This window comes from Microbacterium sp. 77mftsu3.1, from assembly GCF_900100525.1.
GTDB lineage: Bacteria > Actinomycetota > Actinomycetes > Actinomycetales > Microbacteriaceae > Microbacterium > Microbacterium aquilitoris.
Genome location: NZ_FNCR01000003.1, coordinates 412,267 through 425,412 on the forward strand (window position 1 = coordinate 412,267; position 13,146 = coordinate 425,412).

Annotated in this window: 16 protein-coding genes; 9 read left to right on the plus strand and 7 right to left on the minus strand. The window is 69.7% G+C overall.

What is annotated here, in order from left to right; all coding sequences use genetic code 11:
* Nucleotides 1–92: 92 nt before the first annotated feature.
* From aspS to BLR68_RS10590, 6 genes are all read left to right on the plus strand, one after another.
* Nucleotides 93–1,433 carry an aspartate--tRNA(Asn) ligase gene (aspS, locus tag BLR68_RS10565; RefSeq protein WP_018186851.1) on the plus strand — a complete coding sequence of 447 codons (1,341 nt, stop codon included), beginning with the start codon at nt 93–95 and terminating at the stop codon, nt 1,431–1,433.
* Nucleotides 1,434–1,521: 88 nt separating this feature from the next.
* The gene (locus tag BLR68_RS10570; protein ID WP_018186850.1) at nt 1,522–2,694 is read left to right on the plus strand and encodes a mechanosensitive ion channel family protein; all 1,173 of its coding nucleotides are present in this window, start codon (nt 1,522–1,524) and stop codon (nt 2,692–2,694) included.
* Nucleotides 2,695–2,808: 114 nt separating this feature from the next.
* A complete protein-coding gene (locus BLR68_RS10575) occupies nt 2,809–3,942 on the plus strand; it encodes an ABC transporter substrate-binding protein (RefSeq protein ID WP_018186849.1) in 1,134 nt (377 codons plus the stop codon).
* Nucleotides 3,939–4,844, plus strand: a complete 906-nt coding sequence (locus tag BLR68_RS10580) for an ABC transporter permease (protein WP_051082807.1) — start codon at nt 3,939–3,941, stop codon at nt 4,842–4,844. The genes BLR68_RS10575 and BLR68_RS10580 overlap by 4 nt, the downstream gene beginning before the upstream one ends.
* Nucleotides 4,841–5,644, plus strand: coding sequence for an ABC transporter permease (locus BLR68_RS10585; protein WP_018186847.1), 804 nt, complete (start codon nt 4,841–4,843; stop codon nt 5,642–5,644). The genes BLR68_RS10580 and BLR68_RS10585 overlap by 4 nt, the downstream gene beginning before the upstream one ends.
* Nucleotides 5,641–6,753 (plus strand): ABC transporter ATP-binding protein, encoded by a 1,113-nt coding sequence (locus tag BLR68_RS10590; RefSeq protein ID WP_018186846.1) that lies wholly within the window; start codon nt 5,641–5,643, stop codon nt 6,751–6,753. Before BLR68_RS10585 ends, BLR68_RS10590 begins: the two co-directional genes overlap by 4 nt.
* A 5-nt stretch (nt 6,754–6,758) precedes the next feature.
* Here the strand turns inward: BLR68_RS10590 and BLR68_RS10595 are convergent, their stop codons facing one another.
* From BLR68_RS10595 to BLR68_RS10615, 5 genes are all read right to left on the minus strand, one after another.
* Complete coding sequence (locus BLR68_RS10595; protein ID WP_018186845.1) at nt 6,759–7,058, minus strand: Dabb family protein; 300 nt, start codon at nt 7,056–7,058, stop codon at nt 6,759–6,761.
* A complete protein-coding gene (locus BLR68_RS10600; protein ID WP_018186844.1) occupies nt 7,055–7,312 on the minus strand; it encodes a glutaredoxin family protein in 258 nt (85 codons plus the stop codon). The genes BLR68_RS10595 and BLR68_RS10600 overlap by 4 nt, the downstream gene beginning before the upstream one ends.
* Nucleotides 7,313–7,409: 97 nt before the next feature.
* Complete coding sequence (locus tag BLR68_RS10605) at nt 7,410–7,508, minus strand: 30S ribosomal protein bS22 (protein WP_003792170.1); 99 nt, start codon at nt 7,506–7,508, stop codon at nt 7,410–7,412.
* 80 nt (nt 7,509–7,588) lie between these two features.
* Nucleotides 7,589–7,780, minus strand: a complete 192-nt coding sequence (locus BLR68_RS10610; protein WP_018186843.1) for a helix-turn-helix domain-containing protein — start codon at nt 7,778–7,780, stop codon at nt 7,589–7,591.
* 99 nt (nt 7,781–7,879) lie between these two features.
* On the minus strand, nt 7,880–8,284 hold the full coding sequence (locus BLR68_RS10615; RefSeq protein WP_018186842.1) for an ArsR/SmtB family transcription factor: 405 nt from the start codon (nt 8,282–8,284) through the stop codon (nt 7,880–7,882).
* A 67-nt stretch (nt 8,285–8,351) separates the two neighbouring features.
* On the opposite strand from BLR68_RS10615, the gene BLR68_RS10620 reads away from it, so the two are divergent.
* The gene (locus tag BLR68_RS10620; protein WP_018186841.1) at nt 8,352–9,794 is read left to right on the plus strand and encodes a TrkH family potassium uptake protein; all 1,443 of its coding nucleotides are present in this window, start codon (nt 8,352–8,354) and stop codon (nt 9,792–9,794) included.
* Entirely contained in the window at nt 9,760–10,458 is a 699-nt protein-coding gene (locus tag BLR68_RS10625) for a potassium channel family protein (RefSeq protein WP_371130025.1), read from the plus strand. The genes BLR68_RS10620 and BLR68_RS10625 overlap by 35 nt, the downstream gene beginning before the upstream one ends.
* A 9-nt stretch (nt 10,459–10,467) precedes the next feature.
* Here the strand turns inward: BLR68_RS10625 and BLR68_RS10630 are convergent, their stop codons facing one another.
* Nucleotides 10,468–10,965: a MarR family winged helix-turn-helix transcriptional regulator gene (locus BLR68_RS10630; protein ID WP_018186839.1), complete on the minus strand. Its 498-nt coding sequence runs from the start codon at nt 10,963–10,965 to the stop codon at nt 10,468–10,470.
* 65 nt (nt 10,966–11,030) lie between these two features.
* Between BLR68_RS10630 and BLR68_RS10635 the strand changes: the two genes are divergently transcribed.
* Nucleotides 11,031–12,287, plus strand: coding sequence for an MFS transporter (locus tag BLR68_RS10635; RefSeq protein ID WP_018186838.1), 1,257 nt, complete (start codon nt 11,031–11,033; stop codon nt 12,285–12,287).
* A 9-nt stretch (nt 12,288–12,296) separates the two neighbouring features.
* On the opposite strand, the gene proC is transcribed toward BLR68_RS10635, so the two are convergent.
* Nucleotides 12,297–13,130, minus strand: coding sequence for a pyrroline-5-carboxylate reductase (proC, locus tag BLR68_RS10640; protein WP_018186837.1), 834 nt, complete (start codon nt 13,128–13,130; stop codon nt 12,297–12,299).
* Nucleotides 13,131–13,146: the final 16 nt, after the last annotated feature.

The window sequence follows — 13,146 nt, forward strand, 5'->3', positions numbered from 1 at the left end:
CTCGGTGATCGGATGCCCGGCCGGGCCCCCCGTCGGGTCAGCCTACGGGGCGGGAGGTTTCGGAACCTGGGCGCCGGGTAGACTCGACCCTCGTGAGTGAACGCACCCTCGTCCAGCAGCTGCAGTCCCGTGAAGACGGCCCCGTCTCGGTCTCCGGATGGGTCGAGACCGTCCGCGACCAGAAGAAGGTGCAGTTCGTCATCCTGCGCGATGAGACGGGCGCCGTGCAGCTCGTCAATCCCGCGACGCGCCCCGCCGAGGACGGCAGTGAGCAGGATGCCGCGGCCCTGGCGCTGACGGACCTCATCTCCAACCTGTCGACCGGCACCTTCCTCACCGCGACCGGTGAGCTCAAGCACGACGAGCGGGTCAAGCTCGGCGGCGTCGAGATCAAGATCGGCGGGCTCGACATCGCGGCCGCCGCTCTGCCCGAGACGCCGATCGCGGCGGACTCCGGCCTCGACAAGCGCATGGACTGGCGCTTCATCGACCTGCGCCAGCGTCGTAACAACCTCGTCTTCCGCATCCAGACGACCCTCGAGCACGCGATGCGCACCTACTGGGTGGAGCGCGACTACATCGAGGTCCACTCCCCCAAGCTCATGGCCTCGCCGTCGGAGTCCAACGCCGAACTCTTCGAGGTGCCCTACTTCGAAGACAAGACGGCCTACCTCGCGCAGAGCCCGCAGTTCTTCAAGCAGATGGCCCAGGTCGCCGGCTTCGGCAAGATCTTCGAGATCGCGCCCGCCTTCCGCGCCGACCCCTCGTTCACCTCGCGCCACGCGACCGAGTTCACCTCGATCGACGCCGAGATCAGCTGGATCGACTCGCACGAGGACGTCGCCCGCATGCAGGAGGAGCTCCTGCAGACCGCGATCCGCGCCGTCGCCGACAAGCACGGCGACGAGATCAAGGCCCTTTTCGACATCGACGTGGTCGTCCCCGAGCTGCCGTTCCCGCGCATCCCGCTCGCCGAGGCGCGCGAGATCGTCGCAGCGCGCGGGTACGAGATCCCCCGCACCGACGGCGACCTCGACCCCGAGGGCGAGCGTCAGATCGCGGCGCACGTGCAGGAGACCTACGGTCACCAGTTCGTCTTCATCACCGATTACCACCCCGAGATCCGCGCGTTCTATCACATGCGTGACGAGGAGACCGGGCTGACGAAGTCGTACGACCTGCTCTTCAACGGCGTCGAGATCACCACCGGCGCGCAGCGCGAGCACCGCGTCGACGTCCTGATCGAGCAGGCCAAGGAGAAGGGTCTCGACCCCGAGCACCTCGACTTCTACCTCGACTTCTTCCGCTTCGGCGCGCCGCCGCACGGCGGCTTCGGCATGGGCCTCGCCCGCGTGCTGATGCTGCTACTCGGCCAGGACTCGATCCGCGAGGTCACGTACCTCTTCCGCGGACCCACGCGCCTCGCCCCGTAACACGGCACCCCGCACTCTCGGCAACCGCTCGGCTCCGGCCGGGCGGTTGTCGTATGGTGGCTGACTCTCCGACGGAAGGATCAGCGGTATGTGGGATGGATGGGTGGACTTCGGGATCGCGGTCGTCGTCGGTATCGGCGTCGCGATCGTCGTCGCCGTCATCGCGACGATCGTGCTGGCGGTCGTCGCGCGTCGCCGGCGATGGGCGGGGGTCCTGAGCCGGCAGTCCCGCGCTCCGTTCCGGCTGCTGCTGCTCGTGGTCGCGCTCTGGGTCGCCGTCCGGGTGGCATTCCCCGACGAGACGTGGCGCGGCATCCTGGGCCAGATCCTGACGATCCTCATCATCGCGGCGAGCGCGTGGCTGCTGGCCTCGCTGGTCGTCGTCGCCACCGACGTGGCGCTCGGGCGGTACCGCATCGACGTGCCCGACAACCGGGTGGCCCGCCGCATCCGCACGCAGACCCTCGTCGTCCGGCGTCTGGCGATCGCGATCATCGTCATCATCGGGATCGGCGCCGTGCTCCTGACGTTCGACTCGGTCCGCGCGATCGGGGCGAGCGTGCTCGCGTCCGCGGGCATCGCCTCGATCGTCGCGGGCCTCGCCGCGCAGTCCGTGCTCGCCAACGTGTTCGCGGGTCTGCAGATCGTCTTCAGCGACGCCCTCCGGGTCGATGACGTCGTGGTCGCCGACGGCGAGTGGGGCCGAGTCGGCGAGATCACCCTGAGCTACGTCGTCCTCGACCTGTGGGACGACCGACGCCTGGTCCTGCCGTGCACGTACTTCACGACGACCCCCTTCGAGAACTGGACTCGCAAGGGATCGGAGCTCCTCGGCGCCGTCGAGATGGACCTCGACTGGAACGTCTCGCCCGCCCTCATGCGCGCGCACCTGCGGCAGGTCCTCGAGCGCACCGACTTGTGGGACGGACGGACGTCGGTCCTGCAGGTGACGGATGCCGTCGCCGGCTACGTCCGCGTCCGCATCCTCGTCACGGCGAAGGATGCACCGACCCTGTTCGACCTCCGCTGCCTCGTCCGCGAGGCCATGGTCGCGTGGGTGCAGGAATCGATGCCGCAGGCCCTGCCGGTCCAGCGCGTCCTGATGACGGATGCCGCAGCCCCCGCACCCCGGACGCCCACCGACCCGACGCCCACCGGTGACGGACTGTTCACGGGCAGCGCCGAGGCCGAGCGACGCGCGAGCACCTTCACGAACGCGATCCCGATCCTGCGGGACGACGACGCGGAGCCGTCGACGTAACGTCACCGACCGTTCACGCATCGGGAGTCCTCGGGTCATCGGCCGGACGTAGCTTCCCCTCGTTCCCCCCGGCGCCCCGCATCCGCGGACGCCGGAACACCCGAGAGGAAACGCATGTCCCGCATGTCCCGGCGGCGAGCCGTCACGCTCGCCCTCACCACCATCGCCGCGCTGTCCCTGGCCGGCTGCGCCGGTGCCACCGGCGCCGAGAACGCCTCCGGCGCCAAGCCCGCCGCGGCGACCGCGAAGAGCGTCAGCGACCTCGGCGGCTTCGACAAGCTCGAGGCGGCGGCCAAGGCCGAGGGCGCCCTGAACGTCATCGCCCTCCCCCGCGACTGGGCCAACTACGGCGAGATCCTCGACCTGTTCACCAAGCGCTACCCCGAGATCACCGTCACCGAGCAGTCGCCCGACTTCTCGAGCGCCGAGGAGATCACCGCGGCCAAGACCAACGAGGGCCTCGACACCGCGCCCGACGTGTTCGACCTGGGCCTGACCGTCGCCCTCCAGAACACCGACCGCTTCGCGCCGTACAAGGTCCAGACCTGGGACGACATCCCTGCGGAGCTGAAGGAGTCGACGGGCCTGTTCGTCGGCGACTACGGCGGGTACATGTCGGTCGGGTACGACTCCTCGAAGTTCGCCGCGCCGACGCAGCTCAGCGACCTGCTGAGCTCGGAGTTCCGCGGCTCGGTCGCCATCAACGGCGACCCGACGCAGGCCGGTGCCGCCTTCGCCGCCGTCGGGCTCGCTACCGTGCAGTCCGGCGGGTCGCTCGACGACTTCCAGCCGGGGATCGACTTCTTCTCGAAGCTCGACAAGGCCGGCAATATGCTGAAGCTCGACGTCACGAGCGCCACCGTCGCGAGCGGTGAGACGCCCGTCGTCTTCGACTGGGACTACCTGAACTCGGCGCACTCCGCCGACGTCCCCACCTGGAAGACGGTCGTGTTCGACGGCGTGGGCTATGCCGGCTACTACAACCAGGCCATCAACGCCGACGCCCCCCACCCCGCCGCCGCGCGGCTGTGGGAGGAGTTCCTCTACAGCGACGAGGTGCAGAACCTCTGGCTCAAGGGCGGGGCACGTCCCGTCCGCATGGAGGCGATGACGAAGGCCGGCACGATCGACGCCGACCTCGCCGCGAAGCTCCCGAAGGCCCCCGCCGACACGGTCGTCCCCAGCGAGGATCAGTCGACCGAGGCCGGCACGCTCCTCGGCAAGGAATGGGCGGCCGCGGTCCAGTGACCGCTGTTGCCCCCGCGGGGAGCCCGGTCACGGGCTCCCCGCTCCCCCGCTCGCGGCGGATCGGATGGTCATGGCTGGGCCTCGTCCCCTTCCTCGCCTACCTCGCCCTGTTCCTCCTCCTCCCCACCGTCCTCGCCGTCGTCACGGGCTTCCAGGACGGCACCGGGGCGTTCACGTGGGACAACCTGACCGCCCTCGTCGATCCGGTGATCACCGAGACGTTCTGGAACTCGACCTGGGTCTCGCTGCTCACCGCGGCCATCGGCGCGATCGTGGGATCGCTCGTCTGCTTCGCTCTGCTGGGGCTGCCCGAGACCGGAGTGATCCGCGCCGCGGTGGATGCGGCATCCGGTGTCCTCGCGCAGTTCGGCGGCGTCATGCTCGCCTTCGTGATGGTCGCGACGCTCGGCACGCAGGGTGTCATCACCCGCCTGATCGCCGGCGCTCTGGGAATCGACATCTTCGCGGACGGCGCCTGGATCTACGGACTGCCGGGCCTCATCCCCGCGTACATCATCTTCCAGGTGCCGCTCATGGTCCTCACGTTCATGCCGGCCCTCGCCGCCCTCCGCCCCCAGTGGGCCGAAGCGCACATGACCCTCGGCGGCACGCGCGCCGGCTTCTGGGCACACGTCGGCTTCCCCGTCCTCGCCCCCTCGTTCCTCGCGAGCTTCCTCCTGCTGTTCACGAACGCGTTCTCGTCCTACGCGACGGCAGCCGCACTCGCCAGCCAGGGCTCGTCGATCGTGCCGCTGCAGATCCGCACCGCGCTCACGAGCGAGACCGTGCTCGGCCGCGAGAACCTCGCGGGGTCGCTCGCGCTCGGCATGATCCTGGTCGTCGCGGCGGCGATGGTCGTCTACAACCTGGTCCAGCGGCGGGCCTCGAGGTGGCAGGCATGACCCGCTCGCCCCTCGCCCCCTCCCGGGCGACACGGTGGACCATCGGCATCCTCGTCGGAGCGGTGTTCGCTGTCCCGTTCGCAGCGACCCTGCTGTTCACCCTGACCGCCGCCGACGGCAGCCTGACGCTCGACCGCTGGACCGCGCTGTTTGACCCGGCCCGCGCCGCGGCCTACGTGCCCGTCTGGGCGGGCCTGGTCAACTCCCTCGTCCTCGCGGTGGTGACGGTCGCGATCGTCCTCGTCGTCCTCGCGCCCACGATGGTGCTCGTCGCCCTGCGCTACCCCGCTCTCCGACGGGTGTTCGAGTTCTTCGCCCTGCTGCCGATCACCATCCCGGCCATCGTCCTGGTGGTCGGTCTGGCACCCATCTACCTCGCGATCGGCAGGACGTTCGGCACCGGGACGTGGAGTCTCGCCTTCGCCTACGGCATCATCGTCCTCCCCTTCGCCTACCGGTCGATCCAGGCCTCGATCGACGCCGTCGACCTTCGGACGCTCGCCGAGGCGGCGCGCACGCTCGGCGCGAGCTGGCCGGCGGTCCTGATCCGCGTCATCGCGCCGAACCTGCGGCAGGGGCTGCTGGCGGCATCCCTCATGACGGTCGCCGTCGTCCTCGGCGAGTTCACGATCGCCTCGCTGCTGAACCGGCAGGTGCTGCAGACGGGACTCGTCCTCGTCAACAAGCAGGATGCCTGGGCCTCCGCGATCTTCACCCTGCTGGCGCTCGCCTTCGCCTTCGGGCTCCTGCTCATCATCGGCCGCGCGGGACGCGTCGGCGCCGGAAGGAAGACCTCATGACTCTCGACGTGACACCCGCTGCCCGCGCTCTGCCCCAGACCGCGGACAACCACCTGCTCGCCGCCGCCGGCGACGGCACCCGCGTGGCGCTGCGCGGCATCGTGAAGGACTACGGTCCGACCCGGGTGCTGCACGGCGTCGACCTCGACATCGCACCGGGCGAGTTCGTGTCGCTCCTGGGGCCGTCCGGGTGCGGCAAGACGACCGCGCTGCGCGTGATCTCCGGCCTCGAGGACGCCACGGCGGGAACCGTCTCGTTCGGCGGAACCGACGTCTCGCGGACGCCGACGAACAAGCGCGACATCGGCATGGTGTTCCAGGCCTACTCGCTCTTCCCCCACCTGCGCGTGCGCGACAACGTGGCCTTCGGGCTCCGCCGACGCCGAGTGGATGCCCGGGCTGCGCGTCGCCGGGCCGGTGAAGCGCTCGAGCTGGTCGGCCTCGACCACCTCGCAGACCGCTACCCCCACCAGCTCTCGGGCGGGCAGCAGCAGCGCGTGGCGCTCGCTCGCGCGCTCGTGACCGAGCCCCGGGTCCTCCTGCTCGACGAGCCGCTGTCGGCCCTCGACGCCAAGGTCCGCGTCCAACTGCGCGACGAGATCCGGCGCATCCAGCTCCGCCTCGGCACCACGACCGTCTTCGTGACGCACGACCAGGAGGAGGCCCTCGCGGTGTCGGATCGCATCGCCGTCATGGATGCCGGGCGCATCGAGCAGATCGGGTCCCCCGAAGAGCTCTATCTCCGACCCGCCACACCCCGCGTGGCCGCGTTCATCGGGCTGTCGAGCTCGGTGCCCGGCGTCGCCGCGGGCGGCACGGCCACCGTGTGGGGGACGGATGTGCCGCTCCAGAGCGACGTCCCCGACGGGGAGGTCGACGTCCTGCTCCGTCCCGAGCACGTTCATCTGGTCGGTGCCGGATCAGGTGTGGGCGCCGTCGTCGAGGAGAGCATGTTCCTCGGCAGCATCCGCCGCTCACTCGTGCGCACCGACGACGGGTCGCTCGTCCGCCTGCAGCATGCGGCCGACGAGAGGCTCCAGTTCGGCGAGCGGGTCCGCATCGCCGTCCGGCCGGTTCCCGTCGTCGCGACGCCTCGGCAGACCCGCTAGCGACCTCAGACCTCGAAGTCGACCGCTAGGCGGTCACCGGTGACGCTGCGGATGTAGCCGGCGACCTCCTGGTGAGCGGGGTGCGTCTGGTAGGCATCCAGCGCGGCGAGGTCATCGAGGTCGATGACGAGAGCGACGTCCGCGTTGCTCTCGGGCACGGCGACGTTCACGCCGACGCTGAGCGAGCGGATGACGGGGATGACGCCGACCAGGCCCTCGAGGAGGCGCGCGACCTCGGCCGCGTGCTCCGCTCTCGTCTCGGCGTCGTCGGCGGCCATCCGCCAGATGACCGTGTGCCGGATCATGCGCGGTCCTTCTCGGCCAGGGCGGCGCGGAGGCGATCCGCAGACAGTCGCCAGTGGGCGTGCAGATCTCCGTCGATGAGGACCACCGGGATCTTCTCCCACCACCTCGAATACAGCTCGGCGTCGTCGGCGATCGACAGCTCCCGGACCTCGACCTGCCCCTCGGGGAGATCGGCGACGACGGTGTCGACGATCTCGCGCGCGACGTCGCAGAGGTGGCAGTCGGGTTTCGAGATGAGGGTGAGTGCGGTCACGGCATCCATTCTCACCCGGGAATGGATGCCCCGGACGCAACACGAAGCGCCCCGACGACCGGCTGACCGGACGGGGGCGCTTGGTGTGCGATGCCGCTTACTTCTTGTTGCGGCGCTGGTGGCGAGTCTTGCGAAGCAGCTTGCGGTGCTTCTTCTTCGCCATGCGCTTGCGGCGCTTCTTGATGACTGAACCCACGGTAAACCTCACTAAGTAGGGGTCTGGACGCCCGATATCGGCGTCCGGGAACGGCAGAACGAAAAATGCCTCGGATCAGTCTAGCCGACGTCGGCGATGGGACGTTGCAACGCTGCGGTGACGGCCGTCTCGGGGACGCGGTAGCTGCGACCGAAGCGGACAGCGGGGAGCTCGCCGGAGTGCACCAGTCGATAGACGGTCATCTTCGAGACGCGCATGAGGTCTGCGACCTCGGCGACCGTGAGAAAGCGCACATCCGAGATGTCCGACATGTGTGTCCCCTTTGAATTTTTCATCCCCGCGAGTCCCTCCACATTAGGGGTTCGCTGGGACGCCTGTAAACCTGTGTGACCGGTGTGACGGAAGGCGGGTCAGCGACCCGGCAGCTTGTTGAAGACGCTGGTGACCGCGTGCTTGGCCGACGCGGCGGCCCGCCCCACGACCTCGGCGGCGTGCGCCGCTCCCTCCGTCAGCGTCGCGCCGGCGGCATATTCGTCGTCGGCGACCGCGAAGAACGGGAAGAGCCAATCGTCGACCGCGTCGAGCGGCTCGGGCGACAGGCTGTAGTACCGGTGCTGGCCGTCCTCGCGGACGGAGACGAGGGATGCCTCGCGCAGTACCTTCAAGTGCTTCGACACGGTCGGCTGGCTGACGCCGAGCGCGGTGACGATCTGCGAGACGCTCGTCCCGTTACCCCCGGACGCCCCGCGCTCGCGGAGCAACTGCAGGATGTCCCGACGGGTTCCGTCGGCGATCACGTCGAAGATGTCCGCCATGGCATTAGGTTAGCCCGCCCGCGCGCGGGAGTACCATGACAACGATCCGAACGAGGAAGGGGCGCGGATGACGGGCTTATCCGTCGACGAGCGCGCCCGACGGCGCGGACCGGCGTGGCATCGCCGCGCGTCCTCCGCGATGCGCGACCTGGCCACGGCATCGCCGTCCCGGTTCGCCGTCCTCATCTTCTCGGCGCTGATCCTCGTCTTCACCGCTCTCTTCTCGCTGCCGATCATGGCCTCGGACGGCCGGGTGACCCCGCTCCCCGACGCGCTGTTCACGGCGGTTTCGACGATCTGCGTCACGGGCCTCTCGACCGTCGACATGGCGACCCACTGGTCGCCCCTCGGTCACGTCGTCGTGTTCATCGGCGTCAACGTCGGCGCCCTCGGCGTGCTGACTCTCGCCTCGATCCTCGGCCTCGTGATCTCCAAGCGACTCGGACTCCGGGCCAAGCTCCTCGCCGCGGGCGACAGCAACCCGATGCGCGCGCACGGCGGCCCGGTCAACGAGGGCCAGGCCGTGCGCCTGGGCGAGGTCGGTCAGCTGCTCGCCACGGTCGCGCTCTCGACCCTCGTCATCGAAGCCGCCCTCGCGATCCTCCTCTACCCGCTGCTGCTGGCGAGCGGGGTCGACGCCGTCACCGCGCTCTGGGAGGCGCCGTACTACGCGGCGATGGCCTTCACGAACACCGGTTTCGCGCCGAACGCCGAGGGGCTCGCGCCCTTCGCCCAGAACTACCTGCTCCTCACCGTCCTCATGGCGGGGGTCTTCCTCGGGTCGATCGGCTTCCCGGTCATCTACGCACTCTGGAAGCACCAGTGGCACCTGCGCAAATGGTCGATCCACGTCAAGCTGACGCTGATCACCACGGTCGTCCTGTTCTTCGCCGGCGCCGTCGCCTTCGTGATCCTGGAATACGGCAATCCGAAGACCTTCGGGACGATGGATGCCTGGGACACGACGTTCCAGGCGCTGTTCCTGTCGGCCATGACACGCTCGGGCGGATTCTCGATCATCGACATCGGCGAGATGCACGAATCCTCGCTCGTCGTGGGGTCGATGCTCATGTTCGTCGGCGGCGGATCCGCGTCGACGGCGGGCGGCATCAAGGTCACCACGCTCGCCGTCCTCGCACTCGCGGTGTGGTCCGAGGCGAAGGGCCGCCCGAGCGTCTCGGCGTTCGGACGCCGCATCCCGAGCGACGTGCAGCGGGTCGCCCTCTCGGTCGTCGCGTGGGGCGCGACGATCGTCGCCCTGTCGACGATCACCATCGCCCACCTGACGAAAGCGCCGCTCGACGAGGTGCTCTTCGACGTGGTGTCGGGCTTCGCGACGGTCGGCCTGTCGACGGGGCTGACGCAGGAACTCCCCGACCCCGCCGTCTTCGTCATGGCCCTGACGATGTTCATGGGGCGCGTTGGTACAGTGACACTCGCCGCGGCGGTGGCCGCGACCAATCGAACGCAGCACTATGCGCTGCCCGTGGAGAGGCCCATCGTTGGTTGAGCAGTTGCGCAGCGATTCGCCCGTCCTCGTCATCGGACTCGGTCGCTTCGGCGCCGCGTGCGCCGGCGAACTCGACCGTCTCGATCGTGATGTCCTCGCGATCGACGACAGCCTCGACCTCGTGCAGAAGTGGTCGGAGCGCGTCACGCACGCCGTTCAGGCCGACGCGCGCAACATCGATGCGCTGAAGCAGATCGGCGCACAGGACTTCCAGGTCGCCGTCGTCGCGGTCGGGTCCTCGATCGAGGCATCCGTCCTCATCACGGCGAACCTCGTCGACCTCAAGGTCCCGCAGATCTGGGCGAAGGCGGTCTCGCAGTCGCACGGCAAGATCCTCGCCCGCGTCGGCGCGAACCACGTGATCTACCCCGAGCGCGAGGCCGGCGAGCGCGTCGCCCACCTCGTGAGCGGCCGGATGCTCGACTTCATCCGCTTCGACGACGACTTCGTGCTGGCCAAGATGTACCCGCCGCGCTTCATCCGCGGCGTCGGCCTGAACGAGTCCGGAGTCCGTTCCAAGTACAACGTGACCGTGGTCGGCGTGAAGAGCCCCGGCAAGCCCTTCCGGTACGCGGAAGCGACGACCGTCGTGACCAACCACGACCTCATCATCGTGTCGGGGACGAACTCCGACATCGAGCGGTTCGCGTCGCTCGACCGCTGAGGACCTCGGTCAGATCTCGCGCTGCGCGTTGGCGAGGAGGCGCGCGAGGAGGCCCGCGAGGGCGTCGCGATCGGCGGGCGAGAATCCGTCGAGCAGCCGCTCGTCGTGAGCGAGGGCACGGGGCATCTCGCGTTCCACGACGGCACGGCCGGCATCCGTCAACGACAGCTGGACGGCTCGGCCGTCCCGGTCGGAGCGCTCGCGGCGCAGCAGCCCGACCGACTCGAGTCGCGTCGTGAGCTTCGTCGTCGCCGCCCCGCTGAGCATCGTCTCGGCTGTCACCTCGCTCGCCCGCAGGGGTCGGTCCATGCGGGCCAGGGCGCAGAGGACGTCGAACTCGGAGCGGGAGACGCCGCTGTCGGCGAGGAGGCGTTCGATCTGCGCGGTCGCGAGCGCGCTCGTGCGGTTGAGCCTCCCCCAGACATCGATGGGAGACGTGTCCATCTCGGGCATCGACGACGCCCAGGCGGCGCGGATGCGGTCGATCAGGTCGGCGCGCTCGGTCACGGGTCCACTGTAGCCGTGCACACCTAATTAGTTCACTAGTAAATCATCGGTGTACAATTGGACGAATGACCGCCCTCGACACCGGAACCACCTCGACCGCCCCCGAGACCACCGCTCCGCGCCTGCTCTCGCAGCCGCCCGCCGTCTGGGCCATCGCCTTCGCCGCGATGATCGCGTTCATGGGGATCGGGCTCGTCGGCCCCATCCTGCCCACGGTCGCAGCCACGCTGCACGCCGCCCCCGTCGAGACGTCGTTCCTGTTCACGAGCTACCTCGCCGTGACGGCCTCGGCTATGTTCTTCACGAGCTGGCTGTCGACACGTATCGGCACGCGCGCCGTCATGATCCTGGGGCTCTCGGTCATCGCCCTCGCCGCCGTCGGCTGCGCGCTGTCTCCGACCATCGGCGCCCTGATCGCCTGCCGCGCTGTGTGGGGCCTCGGCAACGCGCTGTTCCTCTCGACCGCACTCGCGTCGATCGTCTCGGCCTCCGGCGGACGCAGCGAGCACGCCGTCATCTTCTACGAGGCCGCACTCGGCATCGGGCTGGCCGTCGGCCCGCTCGTGGGTGGCCTGCTCGGCGAGATCGGCTGGTTCGCGGCGTTCTGGGGAACCGCATCCCTCCTCGCCGTCGGCGTCGTCGCCCTCCTCACCCTCGTCCGCGACCCCGGGCACGCCGCGCAGCGCAGCTCGATCGGCGCGCCCTTCCGCGCCTTCGCCGACAAGGGGCTGCTCGCGATCAGCGTCGTCGCCTTCCTCTACAACGCCGGCTTCTTCGTCACACTGTCGTACACGCCCTACGCCCTCGAGCTGCCGGCCGTCGGGATCGGCCTGGTCATGATGGGCTTCGGCATCGGCCTCGCGATCGCCGGCGTGCTCATCGCCCCCCGCCTGACGAAGCGGTACTCGGTCGTCTGGGTGCTGTTCTGGTTCCTCGTCGCCTTCGCCGCGACCCACGTCGCCGCCTCGCTCAGCGCAGGCTCGCGTCCCCTGCTCGTCGTCTGCGTCGTGCTCCTCGGCGTCGAGATCGGCGCGGTGAACACGATCCTCACCGAAGCGGCGATGGAGGCGACGACCCTGCCGCGTGCCGTCGCGAGCTCGGCCTACTCCGGATTCCGCTTCTTCGGCGGCGCCATCGGCGCACCCGTCGGCACCGCCCTCGCGGTGTACGGCGTCGGCGCCCCCTACGCGGCCGCTGCGGTGTCGGCGGCGGTCGGCGCAGCCATCCTGTTCGCCGTTCGCCGCGTCGTCGGCCGGGCCGACCACACCGCGGTGCTCAGCGAGCGGACGACGGCCGAGGACCTCACCCTCGGCGACGCCTGAGCGCCGGCCTCAGACGCCGGTCGCCAGCTCGCGCGCGCGGGCCAGCGCGGCATCCGTCGCCTGCGCGAAGAGACCGTCGAGGTTCCCCGTCTGCAGGACCCCGATGGCGCGCTCGGTCGTCCCCTTCGGGCTCGTGACGCGGCGGCGGAGCTCGGCGGGATCCTCCCCCGATGCCGCGAGCAGCGCGGTCGCCCCGATGAAGGTCTGCTCGGCCATGAGCCGCGCATCGGCCTCGTCGAACCCCTTGCCGCGCGCGGCTTCGGTGAGGGCCTCGACGAGCAGGAACACGTAGGCCGGGCCCGACCCCGAGATCGTCGAGAGCGCGTCGATCTGCGCCTCGGGAACCTCGATCACGACGCCGCACGTCTCGAACAGCCGCCGCACGAGGGCGACGTGCTCGGGCGTCGCGGTCGATCCGGCAGCGAGGCCCGTGACGGCCTTTCCGACGACGGCCGGTGTGTTCGGCATCGAACGGATGACGGGGATGCCGGGGCCGACGATCGCTTCGAAGGTGTCGATCGTGACACCCGCCGCGAGGCTCACCACGATCGTCCCGGGGCGCAGCGCGCCCGCGATCTCGCGCAGCACGTCGGGCACCATGGCGGGCTTCACCCCGATGAGGACGATGTCGGCGGATGCCGCGGCATCCGTGTTCGCGCTCGGCTCGTCCACCAGCGCCACGCTGGTGACGGCGTCGAGCCCGTCGAGCTCGCCGGCCTTGGCGGCGGTGCGGTTGGTCACCACGACCGACGATGCTTCTCCCGAGCGTGAGATGCCCTGGGCGATCGCACCCCCCATCGAACCTGCTCCGAGAATGGCGACGGGCGGGAGGTGGTGCGTCATGGACCCATCCTGTCAT